Consider the following 22,411-nt stretch of genomic DNA (forward strand, 5'->3'; position numbering starts at 1 on the left):
TTAAAAAGGATTATAAGACTAAAAGTTATCCTGTCATTTCGACCGCAGGGAGAAATCTTCTTCGGGCGACTGGTCTGCGGCAGAGGATTTTTCCCTGCTGTCGAAATGACAGCGTAGGCGTAATTTACAATCTTCTATTCTATACAATCATCCTTGCGGCGGGTGTCCACAATGTAAATGACCTTCCAGCCGGCAGTGGTTTTCATCAGTTGAAATACATCTATCCCGCAATGACTGAACTTGCTGCCCACATAAAATTTATACGGCACCCAAACGCTGGCCAAGGGGCCATCAATTTTAATATCCATTGCGCCCAGGCGCTCATCGTATACTTCTGCATGAGGGGTACCTATGGCTTTTAGAAAATATGCCGGCTTTTCGTCAGTTAATACGGTGGTGCCATCGGCTTTGGTGCTTACACTATGCAGCACCATCCCTTTGGCAAAGGTGGTATGTACTGCGGCACTGTCGGCTTTGCGCATACCGTCGAATAACGTAGTGATGGTTTGTTTTATAGCTGCGGTTTCATTTTGCTGAGCGAAGGCTGATAAGTGTATAGAACAACCAATCAGGACTAAGACGAATACTTTTATAGCTATAGCTGCAACTGCAGAAACTTTATATGTAAGCATATACATAACTCAAGATGCTAAGTTAGTTCATTAAGCGTAAAAGCGAAAAGAAAGAGCAGCAGTTTAAGCAGAAAGCCATCAAAGGTAACGGCATGTATGCTGTGCGGGAACAAAGCTTTGATGGAGCTGAACGTGGTTTCGATGCCTTTGCGCATCTGTTCTTTGGGATAAGCCAGGCAAGGCGCATCCGGCATTTTGCTGTTTGCTTTGCGGCTGACCAGCAACCTGACGGCTTGTTGCCGGAGCAGGTCATCCTCTGCCTGATAGCCGGTGTAAGCGGCATCAGCATAGATACGGCTTTCAACAGCTACCTCTAAAGGCAGTTTGCCCTGCGCCTTCAGGTCATGTTCCGAACCCGGCACAAAGCAGCACTCTACCGGCAAGCCATCCACCGTGGTGAGCACTTGTACCTTAACGCCGTAAAAGTAGCGGCGCATGAAGCACTGCCTGCCCCTTCCACTGCTCCGGCCTGAAGCCTGCAAGGCCAGCCGCCTGAAGGAAGATACGGCATCCAGGCAGGCGGCCGTAGCCACCGGCCCCGCAAGAAAAACGGTACGCCGGGTTTGCGCTGCCAAGCCAGCAAAGGCGCCAGTAAAATCACCATTAAGCGCCGGAGTAACTATCAGCAGTGTTTGAATAGTGCAGATATGCAAAGCCAAGCTTTTTTGTTTGCGGTTACGGTTTCCCGTAAAATTATGGCGCACAAGAAGGTTATCTTGGCGGCCGCCTTATCACAATTTTATGAGAAGGGAAGCCATAATAAGTTGCCCGGTTTGTAAAAGCGGGAAAGTAGCAGTCTACAGCCGGCCGGTTTTTGTGCGGGAGGCGCTGGCGTGGCTGCCGCTGCTCCTGCTAAGCTGGTTAGAAATGCACCGGTTTGTAAACATCATTCAGCAGGGGCCGGTAACGGCACCCATGGCCGGTGTACCCTTTATTGCGGCGACGCTGGCCGTACTGGCGCTAACCAAGTGCATCGAAGCCGTAATTAAGGCCATTGTACACAAGCAAACCATATACGAATGCCGGCAGTGCAAGCGGGTGTTTGCTTGAAGAAGTGTATTATTATATTTTGGGGTATAGATTTACAATTTGTGCAGTAATATAATTTAGCCAATTAAGGTATTCAATCTACTCTCAAATATATTAAGTAAAGAGAAGCGCAAGTCGCAAAATTATGATAGCATAGAAAATTTGATTTTTAAGGTTTTATGGTGTCTTTATCTATTCCTTTAATAGCAATATGTCCCCGCCCTTTGTTCATTTCATTAAATGTCTCATTAGCTTTAATTAAGTATTCAGATAGCGGAGCAAGGCCAATTTTTTTACGCCTTTCATCAACATTTAAAGAATCAATTAATGGCTTCGGCTGGTAACCTTTATCTGTCATTTGTATCTGACTACCATAAACTTGCTTTTTGCCCTCGTTAATTGCTATTCGATCAACTAAATACGCATAGTAACTATTACTCGCATTCCGTCGTTTTACTTCTTTAGCCATTAATTTCTGTGCTCTTTTTTGAAATGATAGGTTAAAATCACTGTGTTGTACTAATATCCAATAATTGTTTGAACTTTCTATACCTACCAGATTATAACCTGGAAAGCCATAAGAATCTAATATTTTTTTTACTAAAGGAAAATTAGTTAGTATAACCTTTTTGAATGCTGTTTCGGCTTCTTTGCCATTTTGTATGCTGGCCGGTTTTTGGTCCTCATTTTTGAGGCTGTCAATCTGTTCAGAAAGATGTTTATTGTATTTTATTTTTTGAGCCAGACCCAGCTGGGATGAAGTTATTAGCAGTAAAACGCACAGCAAAACTTTTCCAGATGTATATTTAATAAGAAGAAGTGTTTGCTTTTTGAAATTGAAGTTGTTTTCAAACCTTGAAAACGTTCTGTAATATGCCCTTTTCATTATTCTGATTGTATTAAGTGTTAACCTTGAGGTAACTTGACCGAATCAAAGGTATATTTTGACAGAATTTGGAAATTGTAATTTTCGGACAATTTTATTTAAGAACTTGCAGGATAAAGTTGTCATTCGCCTTTATTTCAATCGACTTGAAGAAGCTTGAAGGGCTATTCCCTGTCAATTGCCGGTAAGCTTTAATTAAATGGGATTGATCATAAAAATTGCTGTCTAAGCCTAATTGTAGGAAATTTATCTTTATGCCCTGAGGTTTTGAAGCAGATTTTAGGGAATGGCGAAAACGAGCTATTTTCTTAAATTCAATGGGTGACGCGCCTAAATGATTCTGGCAAACCCTGGTCAACGTCCTTGGCGTTACATGTGTTATTTTACAGATATCCTCTATGCTTAAATCTTGCTCAATATTGGTAAGAAGAGAGACAACGTTATGCAAAAATTCCCCTTTATCTATTTTTTGAATTTGTGTAATTAGAAATTCTTCTATGAGCTTAATTCTGGTTTCATTGTATTCAGTCGCAAATATTTCCGGTAATAATGTATCAAACTCACTCCCTCTCCACGAAGTAAATTGCCCACAATTTTTATCAACTGCTTTAGAAAAAGTATTACGTATGAAATAATTCAATCCTAAGGGTTTAAAAACGATACAAACCTTGTCCACCGGACCAGTTATATCTATTTCCATTGGATGAACAAACATTCCCCAGGCTATAACCATAATATTCTTCTTATTAATAGTCCGGTAAGCGGTTTTGTAATCGGTAAATTCAACATCAGAGTTTTTAAGAAAACAGAGAGGTGTATTGAGATGAGGAAAGGCTAAATAATTTATATGGAAATTTGATTCGGAACTTTTTAGGGTATAGTAATAATCAATAAAAGGCATCAGATTTTCGTCTTTCACTGGATAATATTGAACGTCCATTTGCTTTGTTAACTTAAAAAATCAAGAATAATTACATTCATGTCCTTAAATCACTGAATGACAATATGTTGATGATATAAATTTAAATATTTGCAGCTCATTAATCTGTGGCTTTATGGCAATAAGTTTATAGTATGCATCCACCATTCTCTATTCGCCCTCCTCAATCTATCACTTCCCTAACCTCCGTACGCCGGTTCAGTTGCTGCTGAGCCTCGGTGCAGGATACGCCGTTGGGGCAGTGGTTTACCAGCCGGGTTTCACCATAGCTGCGCAGCACCAGCCGCTGCGGGGCAATGCCATGCCGACTGAGGTAAGCCGCCGCCGCTACCGACCGCCTGGCCGATAGCGCCATATTGTACACCGCCGGCGCCCGCGCATCGGTATAAGAGGCCAGCTCCAGCCGCATCAGCGGGCGCTGCCGCAGCAGGGGGAGCAATTTGTCCAGCTCTACCGCCGCATCCGCCCGTATGGCCGATTGGTCGAGGTTGTAATAAATGATGGCTAAGGGGGCCGGCCCTGTAGTAGCGCTTACCGGCGGGGTATTACCGGCCGGCGGCGTAACCGGCTCCGGCACCTGTGCCGTAACCGCAGGCGGGGTGTAACTAAAACTATAAATATCATCGCTGCCCATACCGCCCCCGCGGTTGGAGGACAGGTAGCCGCTGTGCCCGTTGGTGGTAGTGAGGTAAAAATCATCGCGGGTGCTGTTGGCCGGGTAGCGCAGGTTTCGGGGCGTGGCCCACTGGTTTTTGGCGCCGCTGGCCGCAAACAGGTCATACCCGCCCATGCCGGGCCAGCCCTTAGAGGCAAAGTACAGCGTACCCCCGTGCAGGGCAGGGAAGGCCTCATCGGCCGGGGTGTTGATGTGCCTGCCGCAGTTAACGGGCGGCCCCCAGGTGCCGCCGGGCTGTTTCTCGCAGTACCAGATGTCGGTGCCGCCCTCGCCGCCGGGCCTGTCTGAGGTAAAGTACAGCACCTGCCCGTTGGCCGATAGCGCCGCATGGCCCACCGAGTAGCTGCCCGGGTTGTTATAGGCAAAGGGCTGGTAACCGCCCCACCGGTTGCCCCGGCGCACGGCCATCACCAATTGCAGCCGGCGGGTGTACAGCCGCTGGCTGCTGCCGGGCGCAGGGGCATCAACCGGCAGGCGGGCCGCGGGCTGGCCGGCGCTCAGCGTAATATAGGCGGTATCACCGGCGGCATTCAAAACAGCCGGCCCGATATGGAACTTTTTAGCATTTAATCGACTTTTATCAACTTTTATCACACTTTTTTGGCCGAATATGGCTGCGGATGACACGCTATCGCCGCTGAAAACGTACAATTGGTGGTAGGATGCGCCGGTTCGCGGGTCGGTACGCCTCCCTTTATCGCCGGTATTCCGCTCCGAAATAAACAGCACCCCGCCGTTAAAATCAGCGGCTCCCCAGTCAGATTCGTAGCTGTTCAGCCCTTTTATATTCCTCACCTCGTACCCCGCCGGCTTTTGCATCCAGGCCAATGCCGAATCGCAGGCGGCCAGCCGTTGCCGGATTTCCTGCGGAGCGTTAAAGTGCTGATAATAAATAGTATACTGCGCTTTGGCTTCCTTAAATTTATGGTTGTGCAACAGGGCTTCGGCGTAATAGAAGGCAGCATTCCGGCTGGCCTCCGGTTCATTCTGTAACCGCGAATACCAGGCTTCGGCATTCACATCATCATTCATCAGCCGGTAGCAATCCGCAATGCGCTCTATCACAAGCACTTCGTAACTGGTTTTACCGATCAGGCCCAGGTACAGGTTCAGGCTCCTGGCATATTCATACCGCTCAAAGGCCCTGTCGGCCAGTTGCCTCCCGGTCAGCTGTTCCTGGGCAAACGAGGTGAAGTAAGTAATTAATAATGAAAGGGTTAAAGCCAGGTATTTGCTCATATTCATGATGCCTTAAAAATAACGCGGGCTCACCACCCTTGGCCGCTTCCGCCGGAAGCCAAGGCTCAGTGAAAGCTCATGCGAACCCGTCTGGTACCCCGCTAACTTGCTGGTAGTGAAGTCATAAGAATAGCCCAGCCGGAAATAATCACTCACTGCGAACTGCACCATGGTGGTAACGGCATCGCTTTTGTCCAGCCCGTTTTGCAGGTTGGTTTTATTGTATAAAGTAACGCCGGTGCTGTAAGCCGCCCCCAGCCAAAACCGCTTGTTAAACAGCAAATAACTGGCTATATCGGCATTGGTAGGCCCTTTAAAGTCTTCTTTTAACATCACAGACGGCTTCCAGTCAATAGAGGGCGAAAGCGGAATCATCATCCCGGCGGTAACATACAGCGCCCTTGCCTGGTTAATATACAGCACATTACTGGCAGACACCGTTTGCGGAAACAGATTGAGCAGCGATGCCCCGGCATAAAAGCCGGTGGAACTGTAATAAATACCCAGCCTGAAATCGACATGCAGGGTGCGTTGATCGCCGTTAATCAGCACAGCGTCAGTTATATCCGCAGCATTAAATTTGGAACCGTCTACACGGTACTGTGTCAGCCCGGCAGCCAGGCCGAAGCTCAGGCGGCGGGTGTCTTCGGCATCCAGCCGCAACCGATAGGCATAGTTGGCATAAGCCGAAGTATTGTTTTCAGGCCCTAAGCGGTCATTTACCAGTAAGAGGCCTAATGCTACAGTTTTGCTTTCGGCATTGGTAACGCCATCCACCGAAATTACATTGGTTTTAGGTGCACCCTCAAACCCTGTCCATTGCAGGCGGCTGCTCATGTTAAGCGTCCAGTCCTCCTTATAACCTGCATAGGCCGGGTTTACCGCCAAACCGTTAAACTGGTACTGACTGAACTGAATGGTTTGCTGGGCAAAAGCAGTAGGCCATCCCAGTATGATACACGCCAGCAGCAGATAACTTTTCAGGTATTTCATGCCATCAGCGTTTTAAATAAATCCAGCCTTTAAATGCAGTGTACTTTCCGGATAACTCCTTGCGGTTCAGCAGGTAGTAGTAGGTGCCATCAGCCAGGCCGCTGCCGCTCCAGTTGTTCTGATAGTTTTCAGAGCGGTATACCTCGTTACCCCAGCGGTTGAATATAACCAGTTGGCTGCCGGGGTAAAAGCTGAGGTTGGCAATCTCCAGCACGTCATTTTTACCATCGCCATTTGGCGTAATAATGTTGGGTACGGTAGTTTCAGCAGAGAATACGTCTATATTTACAGTTGCTGTACAGCCATTGCTGTTGGTAAACAGAAAGGTATACCTGCCGGGAACTGTGAAACCGGAAACCTTGGTTTCGGTAGCAGCCGGAGTAGCGATAGTGGTTTGCGCAGGTGCGATGGTTGCCTGCGCCCAGGTACCGGCAGCGTTTGCAGTAAGGGTAACTACACTATTAAGCACCACGCTTTGGTTGGCACCGGCATTGGGTATGGGGGCAGCCGTAACCGTATTTACCTTAATATTATTGCAGCCGGTACCAGATCGTAAAGCATTGCATTCTGCCGCAGCATCTGCAGGCGGTGCCGCATCGGGGTTGGTGGCATCCGGGTCGGTTACATCGGCCGGGCGCAGCATTGATGCAGTTTCATTTAGTACCACAGCCGATGTTGAATTGATGTTACCGGTAATTTGAAAGGTACGGCTGCTGCCATTGGCCATATTCAGGGTAGCCGTATACTGGCCGGCTGTACTGGCTTCGGCGGTTACAGTAGAAACGCCCTGTGTAGCGGTACTGCTTACCGCCATATTGGTAAGGCCAGCCGGCAGGTTCAACATAAATTTGCTGCCGGTAATATCAGCAGGGCCGTTGTTCTTTACGGCTACGGTACAGGTAACCTGCCGGTTAATACAGTTGATGGCCGAAGTTATGGAGGTTACTTCAAGATCAGCTTCCTGCAACCTGAAATTAATTATCTGGTTAGCGGGCGATACGGAGGCATAGGCCCAGGTATCAATACTTTTGTTGTTACCAAAATCGGTATCATTGTCCTCGGTTGTGGTGGCTCCCCATTTATGGCCGTTAGTCAGGCTGCTTATACCATTTACATTTTTTACCGGATTGGAGGGGGTACCCACTACTATAAGGGGGCTGTCATCCCAGTGGATGGTATATTCGGGGGCGTTAGCGCCATTAATGCGGGTTAACTTGATGCCGTTTACATTTCGCTCCACGTCAAAAAACGGAAAGTGCACCTCGGCGGCATAAAGCGATACCCCAACAGTTACATTGTAATCCGCAGCAATGGCCGGTACCTTATTACCCTGCCCGTCCAGTCCGTCCCAGCTTACCTGATTACTGCCTGCATTAACAATGCCGGTAAGCTGACGGTCAACAGGATCGTTAAAAATTCCGTTACGGTTTACATCAATGCCAATGGTGTAAGTGCCATTAGTAGTAGCTGTAAATGTAATATTGCCACCTAACGGCGCAGTTCCTGCCTTGCCGGGCGTGCCTTCGGTACCAGTAAATTGTACCTGTGCAATTTCGGGCTTAACGGGAATATTAAGCAGCCAGGTAGTGCCGCCGGGCGTAGCCGCACTGGCAGGCAAATCAGCAGCAGGCGCATTGAAAAATATTTTATGCGTAATATCGGATTGCGTGTCCGCGCTTCGCGGATCCTGTACATCAGGGTTGATCGTACTGTTTACACTCTGGTAGGAAGGACTGCCGTTTGTATTGCGGAAACCTTTATTATTTACAAAAAAGGTAAAGCCGTTGCCCGCCTGTCCGTTATTGTCTAAAGTGTATAGATAACCATCGCGAGTTACAATATTCAGTATGGCATTAAAGCCCGTTATAAAGTTGCCCAGTATACCTGAGAGCACATTGGTAAATACCCGGCCGGTTAAAAAGGCGGTATTACCTGCATTACGTACAGATACATCAAAAGCGGTTACATACTGGCTGTTGGGCTGTGTCCAGTTGGCATAAGCGGCTACCGGCGCAGGGTTGCTATTCTGATCGGCACCGCCGGTAGGCGATATAAAATCAATTTCCCATACCCCCTCCTGCCCGGCAGCTACCGGCTGTATAAAAGGCTGATAGCCATTGCCATTAGGCTGCGGCCCGGCTACTTCCTGGCTTCGGTTGCTGATGAGGCCTGTAGTGGTTGAAGCGCCGCTGGTATAGGTACTGCCATCGGGCGCCCGCAGGTTAATGGTGCCTGAGCTTTTGCCCTGGGCGCTTGAGCCAACATAGATACTTTCACCCGCCTTTGCATACACCTTCATGGTGCCAGGCGTAGGGAACGGAAAGGAAGTATTGGCATTGGTTGATGATAGCAGGTAAGCCCGGTTACCTCCATTGGCCGTAAGTTCTTTACTGCCTTCGGCTGTAGCCGCCGCCGGTATCAGTAACAGCATAATAGTACATAAGCACACCGCTAACCTAACGGCCGTTTTACGTAAAGAAAGCACGGCAATAAATTGAAACTTAAGTACCAGAGGCATTATAGGTAAGGCTGCTCATATAATGCGGAAAATTACTTATTCTTTTCAGCAAAAAAAAAAATCCTGTAAGGTTCAAAGCCAAGGAGCTGGTAAACAGACAATGATGTATTCCCGGGCATCAGATCATTACGCCTTATTCCTTTTTGCTATTTTACCGGCTTTATCAGCAGAGACTATGTTATCCATCATTATAAGTTCAGGAAATCAGCAGTTACTGGCCGCAGTACGGCTTAACATTGCCGAAACGGCAGGTATACTACATGAAATTATAGCGATAGATAACACCAGCGCCAAAAGAGGCATCTGCGAGGTATATAATGAGGGAATACACAGAGCGAAATACCCAATGCTGTGCTTTATGCATGAGGACACCATATTACAAACAAAGAACTGAGGCAAAAGGTAATACAGCTATTTACCGGTCATCTCGGTTTAGGCCTGTTAGGTGTGGCAGGCAGCCCCTATAAAACCTTGGTGCCCAGTGGCTGGAATGGTCCGGGGCCTGATGTAGAATGCATTAACCTGATACAGACTTATAAGTTTACTAATAAAGAACCTCATCTCGACTATAAAAATCCACAAAACGTTCAACTGGTCGAGGTTGCCACTATTGACGGCGTATGGTTTTGTGTGCCGAAAGTAGTGGCGCTGAAGCATCCGTTTGATGCAATGATGTTTAAAGGCTTTCATAGCTATGATATAGATTCTTCATTATCAATAGGCACCATCCACCAGGTGGCTGTTACCTACGAAGTACTGCTTACATATTTATCTGAAGGCAATTATAGCCGGGCATGGCTGCAGGATATCCTCAGTTTGCACAAAAAATGGAAGAAAATGCTGCCGGTAAATAAAGGACATCTTGCCGTTATTCAAACTTTGCAGGTAGAAAATATAACCTTTTGCCAGTTTATTATTCGTCTTATCCATTTAAACCTGCCGGTTGCTGATGCCTTTAAATGATTATGGCAAAGCCGGCTTGCAGAAAAATTAGGGATTAGATTGTTCCTGAAGCTGAACTTTAACGTGTTGAAGAAGATAGCCGCCAAAAAGCCCGGATAAATTATATTTGATACCCTAACTGCTCAAACACAGGCTGCCAGAAAGAAAGATGCTTATCCCAGGCATGGCAGCCAAAGGGCAACTGGCCGCCGGTAAGGCGGTAGGCCCGCTCGGGGCTGATTTCAATGGCAAACCACACACCTTTTTTATAAGAAGGGATATTCAAATAATTTTTCTTCCGGTTTACTTCTATGCTCCAAAAGGAATCTTCATTATACTGCGGTAAATCCGTATAAGTCAAGTACTGCTCAATCTCTGTCCGGCGGGCGGAGGCAACAGCATAGAATTTTTGAACTCTGCGTAACGAGAAGCCCCCGTTACCCACTCGGTTCTCGAACTGCATAGGGCTGGGCAGGCCGTTTACCTGCACATTGCGCTGTGTATGCCAGTAGTATTTAAAGTTTGATTTGAGTGCCTTAAACATATCAGAGTGCCCGATTTGCCGAAGCCAGGGAGCGCCCACATAATCAATATCCTGACTGCACCAGTGCAGCAACCGGTCGCTAAACACAAAGGCGTCTAGCTGATAAATCAGTATATACTCGTATTCTAAAAAACGGGCGTAAAACTCCGCTGACAGCATTAACCGGTTATAACCGGCGATATTGCTGAAATAACTATCATCAAAACTGATTACCTGATCAAAGTTTACACCGTATGCTTTTTCAGGCAGCACCAAATGTTTGGGCTTAATGGCAATTTTGGTATGCCTGCCTAAAATGTGCTCGCATTGCTGCAAAGCCATCACCTCGTAAGCCGACAGGTTACTGCGATAAAGGGGAATAACAATGGCAACTTTTTTCAGCATAAACGGGCCAAAGTAATTTAAATTAAGATTGATACAACTGCTCCACCAATGACTCAAAATGTGGTTGAAACATAAAATCATAGGCGTAATCTCCTTCCGGTACCACATTCGTCATGTGAAAACTCGCTTCCAGCATGCGCGGCACTTTTAATCCTTCGGCAATTGAGAAGGGAAAGGATGGATTACCAATAAAGAACTTACAACCGGCAATAACACGGGCTAAATGTAAAAAGTCCTCTACCTGCAGCCATTCCAGTTGCGGTATCTGGGTTTTCATGTCTTCGTATTCGGCAGCTACGCCGACAAACTTTAAGTTAGGGTAGCGGCTTAAAAAAGAGTGGCTGATAACTACATTCCGGTAACGGTGGCTGCGGGCCAAAATGATTATATCAGCATAAGTATTGTCTGGCTCAACAGTAAGCCAAGGAGTATATAAATTTGGATTTATCCCGGTAATGTAGCCGCACCAGCGGGCAATGTTGCCTTTGTCGAGCGGAATTAGTCCTTCCCGAAAGTAATCAAGATCCAAATCAATATGTTCATTATTATAAACGTTGCAGCTGGCCAGGTAAGGTTGCAGGCGAACTAGCGGCAGGAGCAAATCGGCTATATTTTGGTTTAGCATTACATTTCCTAACGGATGGCTAACACCTTTAGGTAGGTTTAAAGGCATATTTAATCTTAAAAAAAGATGAACATCAACCTTCGTTAGTTCAACTATTTTTTTAATTGTAGGTAAGGCATAAATGATATCTCCGGCATTACCACTGTGTGATATATTGAGCTTTCCATTATTAATACTCAACTGCATAATCTTATCCAGACTGTTTAAGCGTTCTGAATTTCCCAGTTGTATTTGAGTCTGATAGAGCTGATACCATTTATAGTTTTGATAGCCGATTACATCTGTGTATTTGAGCCATAATTTGTTCAGTATATTGCGCTTGTTTAACATATGATGAGCATTCCTGTATTATGAAGTTTAAAACAGCCAGTTCTATAATCTACTATTTTCGCTATATCAAAATAAGTTTGATCCATATAATATATTCTTTTAAACCTACTGTTTTAAATATGAATGAAACCATACTCCAACAAGAAGTTAAATATGATGGCTGATGATTAGTATAGTGTTTCATTTCGTTGCCAGGCATTCTTCATATAATGCTAAGTATTGTGTGGCAGCATTATCCCATGAAAACTTTTCTGCCTGCTTTACAATTGCAGATACAGGCATCCTTTTGTTGTAGTCATCCATTCCCGATTTAAAAACGTCTTGCATGTGTGCAGATTCAAAATTTTCAAAGTAATAAGCAATGTCTCCGCCAACTTCAGGCAGTGATGTTTTTTTTGCCAGAAAAACCGGCTTTCCAAAGTGCATCGCCTCAATCACTGGCAAACCAAAGCCTTCGGTTTTTGAAGGAAAAGCAAAGGCAGCACAGTTTTTAAAATACCAGCTTTTATCTAAATCACTTACGGGGCCGGTAATGTGCACCCTGTCCAAGCAACCATACTTGATAGCCTCCTCAATTATTGTTTGTTTATGGGGCGTTTCAATTCCGGCAATTACAAGTTCATAGTTATTGTTTTGAAGCAATGCCGGTAACAAGTGAAAGCCCTTTTGTACAGACAGTAATCCTATAGTAAACAGAAAAGGTTTAGCCGGTACTTTAGCCGGTTGATAACCGTCAGGAACGGTTAATCTATCAGCTCCGTTGTAAATAACACTTATTTTATCCGTTGCTTCGGGAAAATAATGCTTTAAATCATCAGCTACAAACCTGGATATGGCAACAACTTTATCAACGCTTGATATTAGTTTCCTCAAATCGTTCAGGTATACCTGAATTCTGTGGGGTGTGCTGAATTTTAGATGAACCTTATTCATATCATGCACCGTCATGATTTTTACAGCATTAACCATATTAGGTCTTAGGCGACAGGTTTGGTCGGAAAGATGTACTATATCGAATTTGTTTTTATATGGGAAAAACCATTTATGAAACTTTGATAAAAAATAGATTTTAACATTATTTTCAAATTTGTAGCTGGTACGTTTATGAATATAGAAGCTTAAATTAAATTTGTGGTTATTTGCAATTAAGGCATTTCCCAATCCTTTGCCAAAATAGAAGTATCCACAGTTGTCGTTTTTCATTGAATCGAAAGTCACCAGTACTGATGGAGTATGCATCATATTTCAGACTATTTTAACTAACTGTTTTAGACAAAGGTATAAAGATTGGCAACAACAGCTATAAGTCATCAGCCGGCAAAGCTATCAGGTTTAGCCATACTGAAGCTATAATTTACAGTTTAAGGCAAACATTTTGTATCGCCTGCAATGTATAAGGCAGGTATTGCGCCAGTAAGTGCTTTCCGTTGTAATTGGGGATGATGATGGAAACGGATTTTTTTACACTCATGCAGGGCACTTTGGATTAGAATCAACCTTAGAAATTAATTATTGCTTTAAGAAGCCCTTCGTCATTGCGGGGAACTAAGCCATCTCTCTGCATTATCCTTCAACAAGGCGTTGAGAGATTGCTTCGTTCCTCGCAATGACGCACTTATTACTATTTTAAAGGGCCTTCAAAAGCACAAAAATAAATTAAATATCAGCATTACCCGCAGCGGTTCAGCAAAACAGGCATCGCATCAGTTACCGGCGATGCCATTGCTGCTGCAGCGCTTCTATGGCATTCGCCAGGTACACCAGCGGTGCATTCCAGTTGATGGCAATTTCGTTGGCTGCGTAAGCACGGTCATCATCAATATAAGCTTCATCGGGCACGGTGCTGGGCACTTGTATGTGGTCCTGCATGCCGGGGTTAGGGCCGCCCACCAGCAAGCCGGGTACCGGCGCTGCAATACCATCGGCTACCGAAGGCCGGTGATGCGGGTGCATGGGCGTTTTGCTGCCGTAACCGGTTACATAGGAATAGCCGGTGCCATTTCGTCCCAATATATAATCTAAATTGCTGAGTGCTGCATCAAGGTACTTTTGCTGGCGGGTAAGCTGGTACACCTGCAGTAGCAGTATGCCTTGATTGGCCGCATCGCTGTTGCTGCCCCAGCCAAAATCTTTTGCCGAGCCGCCCATTACGGTTTGGTAAGCGCTAACCCGCCCATTCTGCACCAGGCTGTCTGCCACAGCAATGAGCCGTTTGCGGAGCATAGCCATCCCTGCCAAAGGCTTGCCTGAAGGCTGCTTTTGGTTCCTTAATAAGGAATAGTAGCCCAACAGCTTCACCTGCCCCCATGAAGGTATCGGCATTGCCTCCCCGGTCAAAATGTGAATATTATCTGCATACATGGATTGCCCGGTGGTGATGTAAAGCTCACAAGCCGCCCAAATCCACTCGTCCTGCACATCGTTATCGCCGTAAGTGCCGGTAGATATTGCGGGCTGAAACTGCTTATTCATTTCTTCCTGCTTATACAGAACCGCCGGATGCGCCACTGCCCATTGCCAGGCTTGCTGCGCAGCGGCGAGGCAGGAGTCGGACAGGCCGGGTAACTGCTTAGGGTAATTTTTGAAGATACGGCTGGCCTGCGCCATTATAGCGGCAAAGTCAAGCGTGGCGGCAGTGCTCTTTTGTACCACATAACGCGGTTTTGTTGCTTTATCGGGCATTACCATACCATCAAAGGCGGCATTGGTAAGCTTGTGGTAAATGCCGCCATCGGCAGGGTCCTGCATGGTCAGCATCCACCGCAGGTTCCACAGTAACTCATCCAGTATATCGGGTACGGTATTGCCGCTTTCGGGAATGTTCAGTTTTAAATTTTGAACATAAGCCGTATGCTCTTCGCACAAGGACAGCATAGTACCCATGCTGATGCCGCTGTTTACGATGTATTTATTGTAATCGCCGGCATCGTACCAGCCACGGGCCGAAGATATTACCGTACCTGCCGGTCGCCCGTTGTCTGCAGCCGAGGGGTGTATTAGTACCTGATTATCAGGGTGCCCTTCGGCCCGGTGCCATTGGCCGGCAAAGCGCTCGGGCAAAGGCACCGAAGCCCGCTGGTAATAAAAAGCTTTTATTGCACCGGCAGCTACGCCGCGATGCACATTGGCTGCAATGCGAAACGGATAGGAAGTGACCGCATCACCCAAGCACAACCGGTAAGTACCAGTCTTCCGGAAAGTAGTAAAATCAGCAATATAAGTAGTGCGGCCGGCTAAACTTTTGTGTGGTGCAGGCAACAGTTGCCTTGTATATACCGTTTTGCCTGTAGCATTGAGCAACGTAAATTTTCCGCCAGTCGCCCGGTCAGCAATGGCCATTTTAGGTGCATCGGGATAAAAGCCCAGCTGATTAACGCGGATAACGGATTGGGCTGCTGCAGCTAATGCTGAGGCCATGCATAAGGCTAAGCAAATTATCCGTTGTATATTTTGTATAAGATTCATACCTGATTGGAGTAAAGGTAGCTTTTCAAAGGTAAAGAATTGCCTGATAGCCAGGCCCTGGGGTTACTCCTGTGATGAGTAAAATCTTTTTTAATCAAGTATCAGGCTATTACCTATGCATAATATGTTAAATTCCTTTAATAGTGGGAGCGAATATGAAGACACATTGGTTAATATTAACATGTTAAAAGCGGTATCTTTATGCCTCTTAAAGGGATGAATATGAAAAGATATACCCAATACAGCATTTTAATTATTTTATTTATACTCAGCTTTGCTGCAAGCCAAACAGTTTGGGGTAAGCCTATTGCGAAAACACCCATTCCTGGCATACCATTTAAGGTAATTGGCTACTTACGGACGAACGACATTACCAGTGACCGGGTTGCCCGATTCGATTTAAATAAGATCACACACCTGAACATCGCTTTTATTAATCCTGACAGCAACGGAAACTTTAGCATGATCAATGGCCTGACAGCACTGGTTATACGGGCGCATGCCAAACATGTTAAAGTTTTAGCCTCCATAGGCGGCGGCCTTGCACCAGAGTATTATTCCTCCCTAATTGCTGATGATATAAGCCGCAGGAAACTGGTTGACGGGCTAATGGCACTTTGTGAACAATATCAACTCGATGGTGTGGATGTAGACCTCGAAGGCCATTTCATTGATATTAATTATGAACCTTTTGTAACAGAATTAAAGGCTGCACTTAAGCCAAAGCTTAAATTGCTGACTACTGCCGTTGCAACGGTTTATGGCACTCAATATACAGACAAGGCATTGGCCCAGTTCGATTTTATCAATATCATGTCATACGATAAAACCGGGCCATGGAAACCTGAGCAGCCCGGCCAGCATGCCCCATATGAAATGGCAGTGGAAGACTTAGATTACTGGGGCAGCACACGTGGAATATCCAAAGAAAGAATGAATCTCGGGCTGCCTTTCTATGCCTATGGGTTCGGCAGCGGAGTACCTAGTGATATGTCTTACTCAGATATTATAAAGAGCTATCCCGGGTCGGAAAAAAATGATGAAATGACTGTGGCTGCCGGCGGCACCATATATTACAACGGCAGCCCTACCATCAAAGCTAAAACGAACCTTGCACTGCAAAAAGCCGGCGGCGTAATGATATGGCAACTTTTGCAGGATGATACAGGGTCAAAATCTTTACTAAACATGATTAATAAAGAGATTAAGGCTGTAAAAAAATAATTAAACAGCCAAAGCATCGGCAACAATCACAAATAAACAGTATTAGTTCATGTTGATCAACATGGCAATTTAGTCAATACCGTATTTGGAATTATGATTTATAGCAGAAGATTTTTCTTTGAACTGAATAAGTAAGCGCTTCTTTTTTAATAATACATGCGGCGCTTTTACCGCTATTCTTCTTTAGCTTTAATGTGCTTGTTCACTATGGCCAGCAGGCTGGTAAGTTCAAACGGTTTTTTCAGGTAGCCATCTGCCAGAGCTGCTTTGGCTACTTCCTGTATATTGCTTACGGCCGATACAATAACCACCGGTATGTGTGCCGTAGCCGGTTCGCTTTTTAACTGTTTACTAATTTGCTGGCCATTTACATCACTCTTCCAGTCGGTAAGCCAGTTATCCAGTAAAATCAGGTCAGGATTAATTTCAGTTAATGATTTAAGGATGCGGGCACTTTCGGAGGCCGTTACTGCTATGCCTTCCTCTTCAAGTGCATAAACAATAGTATCCCTGATGTCTTTATCGTCTTCAATAAGTAAAACCTTCCTGGCCATAATCAAAATAATATAACAGTAACTGCTCAATTGCCGCATTGCGATTAGCAGAATAAGGCAACTTAAGCAAGGTAGCTAATAAACAATTAAGTGCGCCATTTTTGTTTTAGCCCAACTTATATTTATGCCGTTAACTGAGTGATGGCAGCAGTTATTATTTGCCTTTATGAACCCTTTATTTGGGCTGATAATTAATAAAGGAGGAAACAAAAAGCCTAAATGTGGCCATCGGCTAAGTAACAGCTGCGGCAGCGCGGTTCGTAACTTTCCTTTTCGCCAAGCAATACGCGGGCATTATCTGGCACCAGCCGGTAAGAATAGTGGGCAGGGTTGCCGCACTGCACACATACAGCCTGTACCTTGGTTACGCTTTCGGCAATAGCCATCAGTGCTGGTATAGGGCCAAAGGGCCGGCCCTGAAAATCCATATCCAGCCCGGCTACAATTACCCGCACACCCCTATTGGCTAATGTATTACAAACATGCGGAAGTTCTGTGTCAAAAAACTGTGCCTCATCAATGCCTATTACCTGGGCATCACTGCTCAGTAGCAATATAGCTGATGAATTATCAACAGGTGTTGAAGAAATGGCGTTTTGGTTATGTGTAACAATGGCATTTTCATCATAGCGGGTATCGGTAGCGGGCTTAAAAATCTCTACATGCAGTTTGGCAATCTGCGCCCGGCGCAGCCGCCGGATCAGTTCTTCAGTTTTGCCCGAAAACATGGAGCCGCAAATAACCTCAATGCTTCCGCCAAGCTCACTTTTTCTTTTAAACACCTCGTCACTAAACAGCATGGGCTACAATTTACAGCGGGCTAATATCAGAAATATCTGTTATTTTTGGATAGATACATTTTCAACACACACACAGTCCTATGAAGCAGCAGGAAGTACTAAGGAAGATAGGCGGAATTATCAACGAATTAAGCGAGCAGTATCAGTATCTGCAATCAGAAACAGAACACCTGAACAGCCTGGAGCTGGAATTATTTGTAGCCAACACTCATTTTTTAACCGACCATGCCGAAGTACTGCGTAAGATATGCAATACAGTCCCTGTAATAAAAGAGTTGCCACCGATACATGAACCTGTCTATATAAAGGAAGGGCAGCCTGATTACAGCGCAGCTGTATTTGAGCAGGAAATTGTGCCTTTATTACCGGAAGGCCCGCCTGATTCACCTGTGGAGGCAGCTTCCCTTTCATCAGAATTTGTATCAGAAGCGCCTCCTGCAGCAGCAGTTGATGAACCGGTTGCTGAACAGCCGGCAGCACTAACTGCACCCGAAACAGCAGCACCGCTTGTTACAGGCAATACCGAGCCGGTAGCACACATTGATTTGGGCGCGCAGGCTGATACTTATGATTACGTGCGCCAGTCGCCTCAGCCGGTGGAAGAAAGCACGTTCAGCATCAGCAGCGGGCGTACCGAAGAGGAGCCGGCCGCACCGGTAACCGGTATCACGGCTTTGGGTGCTGTACAGGCCGCAGAACCGGCCAAACCAACGGCAACTATAGCTGATAGCCAGCCAGAAGTACCTCTTACATTAAATCAGCGGCTCTCAGCGCAGGCAAAAGGCATACAAGCAACTGCCACAACAGCGCCGGTTGCTGCTAACCATCCGGCTATAGGTGATTTAAAATCGGCCATAAGCTTGAATGATAAATTGTTGTATGTAAGGGATTTATTTAACGGCTATAACCTTTCTTACAGTGAAGCCCTGGAGTTACTTAACCGCTGCAAAGGTTTTGATGAAGCTGACCGCCTGCTGAAAGCTAACTATGTAACTAAAAATAACTGGCCGGCCAAACAAGCCACTGCTGATAAGTTTTATGAATTGCTGCACCGCCGGTTTGGAAAATAGAATGGTTTGCGGTGATTGAAATAAGCTCATTTCCGGCATATCAATACATTTAAGCAACCTTATAAGCCTGAGTAATAATCATAGCCCTGCCTGGCCCAGTAATCGCGCGGGCGTGTATTGCTAAAGGTGATGGTGCCAATGCGCTTCAGGTTTTTGATGCCGTATTTTACCGGAATAATCAGGCGTAGCGGTGCGCCATGTACTTCAGTAATAGGCTCATCGTTCATTTCGTAGGCCAGCAAGGTTTGCGGGTGCAGGGCGCTCTCCCGGTCGAGGCCAACATAATAGCCCTTGTTGGGTGTTTCCATACCAATGTAGGATAGTTTGGCCTGCTCTTGTAAGCCAAAATGATTTATAAAATCGCTGAACCTAACACCAGCCCAATGCTGTATCTGATCCCAGCCTTCCACGCATTTGAAGCTGTAGATAATCTCAGTTTTGGGTAAGGCCTTAATATCCTCTATAGTTATTTTTAAAACTTCATTACGGCTTTTTACTACCTGCAACTGCCAGGCAGCCATATTATAGTTTTTATCTTCTATGCCAATATCACTGTTCACCCTTACCTTTTTAGCCGCCATGGCTTTGGGATAGGTTTTTACCAGGTGGTTATTGCTGAAAAAATTACGGAAGAATAGTTCAGTTTTGTTGAGTGCACGGCGCAGGGGCTTATGGGTACCGGCAGTAATACCGGGTTTTTCGGGCGGTGCAGTATAGAGCCACCTCCAGCCGCCATATACTGCACCACCGGCGGTAAAAAATGTTGCAAATGAAAGAAAGTTGCGCCGCTTAATCTGCCGCCTGGTTTCGGGCGATAGCTCATCATCGTTATGGGCGGCAGCTGGTTTGTTATCCTCAGTTTCTGGCATCGTTTGTTAGTTAGTGGTTGTTTGCTCTGTGGGGGTATTAGGGGTGGCTGAATTATCCTCATGGGCTGCTACCTGAGGTGACGGGGCATCTGCCAGTTCAAACCCTGAAACTGCTGATCTGAAATTATTCCAGCCGGCCAAAGCCACCTGTATAATGTGAATTACAAAAAACAACACATATCCGATGGTAAGTGCAAAATGCAGTATCCGGGCAAAGTTGTATCCGCCCATCAGCCAGGTAACAGCAGCAAATTGTACTGGCTTATAGATAGCTAACCCTGTAAAGATAGAGCCTGCGCCCATTACAATAATTGCTGTATAGGCTACACGTTGTGCGGCATTGTATTTGCCCTGGGGAGGAGCCGTTTTGCGCAAATGTAAATCGTGCAGTACTACCTGCCAGGCTTCTTTAAATGAACGGCGGTTAGGCGCCAGTTCCCGCCAGTCGCCCGATATGATGGTATAAAGCACATACAAAATGCCATTGATAAAAAACATCCACATAAACAGGAAGTGAAAAGCCATGCCTTCGGCCAGCCGGCCCGAAATATTAAAGAACTTATAGAAGCCTTCGGGAAAGAAATGAAATATATCATACCCGAACAGGTTAACCTTATAAGTATCGCTTGCCCAATAGATCAGCATCCCGCTCCAAATCATAATGGTAAGCAGCGGAAAGTTAATCCAATGCGTCCACCGCATGGTAAGGGAGTGCTTTTCTTTAATTACTTTCATTATCTTGCTTTTACAGTATACCTATAATGTTAAAAAATGAACGAATAACAAACAGCTAATGTAACTAATCCATTATTCATTTATAACTCAATGTATATTAACAGCAGCTACGCGGTTGGCAGTTGCTGTAATTCTGGTTGCGGCTGTAATCTGGCCGTTCTGGCTGTTTTGTAAAAATCCAACCAGTTCCAGGTTTTGAGTGTCGGCATTTGAGGGCAGGTCTAAGGTAACAGTGCCGCTGTTTTGCCCATTTGTATTAAATTGCTTTAGCGCCTGTACAATTTGTACGTGTGATAGTGTGCGTCCGTCATTTTCGCCTGCTTTTACTTTAATGGTCGCCTGCTTTTGTACAGCCGCCAGTACTAATACATTAGTGGCATCAGCGGCCTGGTAGCGTACAGTTATCCGTGTGCCTGTTACTGCAAAACCGGTAAGTTGCAGCTTTGAATCGGTATTGCTTTGCAAGCCGCTTTTAATAGCGTTGCGAAGCGTGCCTTCCTGCGAGCCTATAAATTCTTTCTGGCCGTTTACTACTATTTGAGGCGTATACACACCATTTAATTTTAACCAGTTGCTATACTGGTATTGCCGTGCTGAATAAGCATGGCTACTGAAAGGATCCTTCCAGCCCAAGCGGTTCCAGTAATCTACATGATAGGCTAAAATATAAACCTGCTGACCTGCGGCTTCCTTTTGTATCTTTTCTACCAGCGCATCAGCCGGCGGACAACTGGAGCATCCTTCGGAAGTAAACAGCTCTACCACCGCAAACCCGGGCGCAGCGGTTGCAGAAGCCGCTTTTTTATCCGGCCATATCTGCGCGGTAGCAGCTACAATAGTTAACAGGCTTCCGGCCAGTAGTAACAGCTTTAATGCTCTCATAATTACAAATGATTAGTTTTCAGGCTTAGTCGTTAATAAAAACCTATCCTTACAAAAAATTTAAAATAATTGTAAGGAAATTAGCAGCAACGCTACTAAGTAACCGGGTATTAGCCTTTGGGTATTGTGTTATAACGTTTATTATGCCGGTAGATTATTAATTGTACATGTCGTTTAACAAGAACAAAGAAACTGCTGATGATTTAAACCCGCTGGGCTGGGTACAGGCCCATGCTGATTATTTGTATGCTTATGCCTGCACACGCCTGAACGATGAAGAACAGGCGCGGGATGCCGTGCAGGAAACTTTTCTGGCGGCCTTAGAAGCTATGGGCAACTACCAGTACAAAAGCAGCGAGCGTACCTGGCTCACGGCTATATTGAAACACAAGATAATAGATGTTTACCGCAAGAAATCGGCAAGCTTAATTAAAGGGGCGGTTGCCGCCATTGATTTGCAGGAGCCGCAGGATTTCTTTGATAAGGCTGACGGGCACTGGAGCCAACTGCACCGACCACAACCTTTCAATTATATTGAGGATGATGCCCTGACCCGTAAGGAGTTTACGCTGGTGCTGCAGCGGTGCCTGCAAAAGCTGCCTGCACTTTGGGCAGCAACGTTTACTTTAAAGCATATAGATGATGAGGAAACTGAAATAATTTGCCGTGAACTGAAATTAACAGCTGCCAACTTTTGGGTGATTATGCACCGGGCCAAACTCAACCTGCGGGCCTGTTTGCAAAAGAACTGGAATTAAAATTAATAATAATCATGAGTACTATAAAAGATATCGCCTACAATTGCCGCAGGGCTACTTTGCTGATTGAAAAAAAGCAGCTAACGGTATTAACAATGCGCGAAAAGCTGGAGCTAAAGATGCATCTGGCCGGTTGTTCGGTATGCCGTTTGTTTGAGCAGCAGAGCCTGTTTATCAATCGGGCCATGCATCGTATGGGTATCGGCCAAAAACACAACGGGCCGGCCTTAAGCGCAGCGTACAAAGCGATGCTGCAAAAACAAGTTGAACAACGTATTTCCGGTTAGTTTCAGCACTTAATTTTCAGCTTTGCTAA

21 protein-coding genes and 1 pseudogene are annotated in these 22,411 nt (G+C 45.7%); 6 read left to right on the top strand and 16 right to left on the bottom strand.

Annotated elements, in window-relative coordinates:
• Window positions 1-134 precede the first annotated feature (134 nt).
• Window positions 135-632 carry a hypothetical protein gene (locus ACY652_RS04355; RefSeq protein ID WP_462266774.1) on the bottom strand — a complete coding sequence of 166 codons (498 nt, stop codon included), beginning with the start codon at window positions 630-632 and terminating at the stop codon, window positions 135-137.
• Between the two features lie 17 nt (window positions 633-649).
• Window positions 650-1,291, bottom strand: coding sequence for a transposase (locus ACY652_RS04360; protein ID WP_462266775.1), 642 nt, complete (start codon window positions 1,289-1,291; stop codon window positions 650-652).
• A gap of 82 nt (window positions 1,292-1,373) precedes the next feature.
• Between ACY652_RS04360 and ACY652_RS04365 the strand changes: the two genes are divergently transcribed.
• Window positions 1,374-1,682 (top strand): hypothetical protein, encoded by a 309-nt coding sequence (locus ACY652_RS04365; RefSeq protein WP_462266776.1) that lies wholly within the window; start codon window positions 1,374-1,376, stop codon window positions 1,680-1,682.
• Window positions 1,683-1,830: 148 nt separating this feature from the next.
• Here the strand turns inward: ACY652_RS04365 and ACY652_RS04370 are convergent, their stop codons facing one another.
• The 5 genes from ACY652_RS04370 to ACY652_RS04390 all read right to left on the bottom strand — a co-directional run bounded on the left by ACY652_RS04370 (window position 1,831) and on the right by ACY652_RS04390 (window position 8,826).
• On the bottom strand, window positions 1,831-2,547 hold the full coding sequence (locus ACY652_RS04370; protein ID WP_462266777.1) for a DUF6624 domain-containing protein: 717 nt from the start codon (window positions 2,545-2,547) through the stop codon (window positions 1,831-1,833).
• A 94-nt stretch (window positions 2,548-2,641) separates the two neighbouring features.
• Window positions 2,642-3,487, bottom strand: coding sequence for a helix-turn-helix domain-containing protein (locus ACY652_RS04375; protein ID WP_462266778.1), 846 nt, complete (start codon window positions 3,485-3,487; stop codon window positions 2,642-2,644).
• Between the two features lie 163 nt (window positions 3,488-3,650).
• On the bottom strand, window positions 3,651-5,402 hold the full coding sequence (locus tag ACY652_RS04380; protein ID WP_462266779.1) for an OmpA family protein: 1,752 nt from the start codon (window positions 5,400-5,402) through the stop codon (window positions 3,651-3,653).
• A 12-nt stretch (window positions 5,403-5,414) separates the two neighbouring features.
• Window positions 5,415-6,395 carry a PorP/SprF family type IX secretion system membrane protein gene (locus ACY652_RS04385; protein WP_462266780.1) on the bottom strand — a complete coding sequence of 327 codons (981 nt, stop codon included), beginning with the start codon at window positions 6,393-6,395 and terminating at the stop codon, window positions 5,415-5,417.
• A gap of 4 nt (window positions 6,396-6,399) precedes the next feature.
• Entirely contained in the window at window positions 6,400-8,826 is a 2,427-nt protein-coding gene (locus tag ACY652_RS04390) for a T9SS type B sorting domain-containing protein (RefSeq protein ID WP_462266781.1), read from the bottom strand.
• A 262-nt stretch (window positions 8,827-9,088) separates the two neighbouring features.
• Here ACY652_RS04390 and ACY652_RS04395 point away from each other — a divergent pair.
• Window positions 9,089-9,876: pseudogene (locus tag ACY652_RS04395) on the top strand (glycosyltransferase).
• Window positions 9,877-9,976: 100 nt separating this feature from the next.
• Here the strand turns inward: ACY652_RS04395 and ACY652_RS04400 are convergent.
• The 4 genes from ACY652_RS04400 to ACY652_RS04415 all read right to left on the bottom strand — a co-directional run bounded on the left by ACY652_RS04400 (window position 9,977) and on the right by ACY652_RS04415 (window position 15,155).
• Complete coding sequence (locus tag ACY652_RS04400; protein WP_462266782.1) at window positions 9,977-10,783, bottom strand: DUF5672 family protein; 807 nt, start codon at window positions 10,781-10,783, stop codon at window positions 9,977-9,979.
• 22 nt (window positions 10,784-10,805) lie between these two features.
• Window positions 10,806-11,456, bottom strand: coding sequence for a hypothetical protein (locus ACY652_RS04405; RefSeq protein WP_462266783.1), 651 nt, complete (start codon window positions 11,454-11,456; stop codon window positions 10,806-10,808).
• 462 nt (window positions 11,457-11,918) lie between these two features.
• Complete coding sequence (locus tag ACY652_RS04410) at window positions 11,919-12,941, bottom strand: glycosyltransferase family 4 protein (protein WP_462266784.1); 1,023 nt, start codon at window positions 12,939-12,941, stop codon at window positions 11,919-11,921.
• A gap of 504 nt (window positions 12,942-13,445) precedes the next feature.
• On the bottom strand, window positions 13,446-15,155 hold the full coding sequence (locus ACY652_RS04415; RefSeq protein ID WP_462266785.1) for a glycoside hydrolase family 9 protein: 1,710 nt from the start codon (window positions 15,153-15,155) through the stop codon (window positions 13,446-13,448).
• A gap of 270 nt (window positions 15,156-15,425) precedes the next feature.
• On the opposite strand from ACY652_RS04415, the gene ACY652_RS04420 reads away from it, so the two are divergent.
• Window positions 15,426-16,427 carry a glycosyl hydrolase family 18 protein gene (locus tag ACY652_RS04420; protein WP_462266786.1) on the top strand — a complete coding sequence of 334 codons (1,002 nt, stop codon included), beginning with the start codon at window positions 15,426-15,428 and terminating at the stop codon, window positions 16,425-16,427.
• Window positions 16,428-16,600: 173 nt separating this feature from the next.
• On the opposite strand, the gene ACY652_RS04425 is transcribed toward ACY652_RS04420, so the two are convergent.
• Complete coding sequence (locus ACY652_RS04425) at window positions 16,601-16,981, bottom strand: response regulator (RefSeq protein ID WP_462266787.1); 381 nt, start codon at window positions 16,979-16,981, stop codon at window positions 16,601-16,603.
• A gap of 215 nt (window positions 16,982-17,196) precedes the next feature.
• Window positions 17,197-17,781 carry a thymidine kinase gene (locus ACY652_RS04430; RefSeq protein ID WP_462266788.1) on the bottom strand — a complete coding sequence of 195 codons (585 nt, stop codon included), beginning with the start codon at window positions 17,779-17,781 and terminating at the stop codon, window positions 17,197-17,199.
• An 80-nt stretch (window positions 17,782-17,861) separates the two neighbouring features.
• Here ACY652_RS04430 and ACY652_RS04435 point away from each other — a divergent pair, with 80 nt between their 5' ends.
• Window positions 17,862-18,851 carry a hypothetical protein gene (locus ACY652_RS04435; protein ID WP_462266789.1) on the top strand — a complete coding sequence of 330 codons (990 nt, stop codon included), beginning with the start codon at window positions 17,862-17,864 and terminating at the stop codon, window positions 18,849-18,851.
• Between the two features lie 59 nt (window positions 18,852-18,910).
• On the opposite strand, the gene ACY652_RS04440 is transcribed toward ACY652_RS04435, so the two are convergent.
• The 3 genes from ACY652_RS04440 to ACY652_RS04450 all read right to left on the bottom strand — a co-directional run bounded on the left by ACY652_RS04440 (window position 18,911) and on the right by ACY652_RS04450 (window position 21,337).
• On the bottom strand, window positions 18,911-19,720 hold the full coding sequence (locus tag ACY652_RS04440; RefSeq protein WP_462266791.1) for a molybdopterin-dependent oxidoreductase: 810 nt from the start codon (window positions 19,718-19,720) through the stop codon (window positions 18,911-18,913).
• Between the two features lie 6 nt (window positions 19,721-19,726).
• Window positions 19,727-20,455: a cytochrome b/b6 domain-containing protein gene (locus tag ACY652_RS04445; protein WP_462266793.1), complete on the bottom strand. Its 729-nt coding sequence runs from the start codon at window positions 20,453-20,455 to the stop codon at window positions 19,727-19,729.
• An 87-nt stretch (window positions 20,456-20,542) separates the two neighbouring features.
• Window positions 20,543-21,337: a DUF1223 domain-containing protein gene (locus tag ACY652_RS04450; RefSeq protein WP_462266794.1), complete on the bottom strand. Its 795-nt coding sequence runs from the start codon at window positions 21,335-21,337 to the stop codon at window positions 20,543-20,545.
• A 167-nt stretch (window positions 21,338-21,504) separates the two neighbouring features.
• Between ACY652_RS04450 and ACY652_RS04455 the strand changes: the two genes are divergently transcribed.
• Both ACY652_RS04455 and ACY652_RS04460 read left to right on the top strand, forming a co-directional pair.
• A complete protein-coding gene (locus tag ACY652_RS04455; protein ID WP_462266795.1) occupies window positions 21,505-22,095 on the top strand; it encodes a sigma-70 family RNA polymerase sigma factor in 591 nt (196 codons plus the stop codon).
• Between the two features lie 14 nt (window positions 22,096-22,109).
• Window positions 22,110-22,382: a hypothetical protein gene (locus tag ACY652_RS04460; protein WP_462266796.1), complete on the top strand. Its 273-nt coding sequence runs from the start codon at window positions 22,110-22,112 to the stop codon at window positions 22,380-22,382.
• Window positions 22,383-22,411: the final 29 nt, after the last annotated feature.

The organism is Mucilaginibacter sp., assembly GCF_965200995.1.
Classification (GTDB): domain Bacteria; phylum Bacteroidota; class Bacteroidia; order Sphingobacteriales; family Sphingobacteriaceae; genus Mucilaginibacter.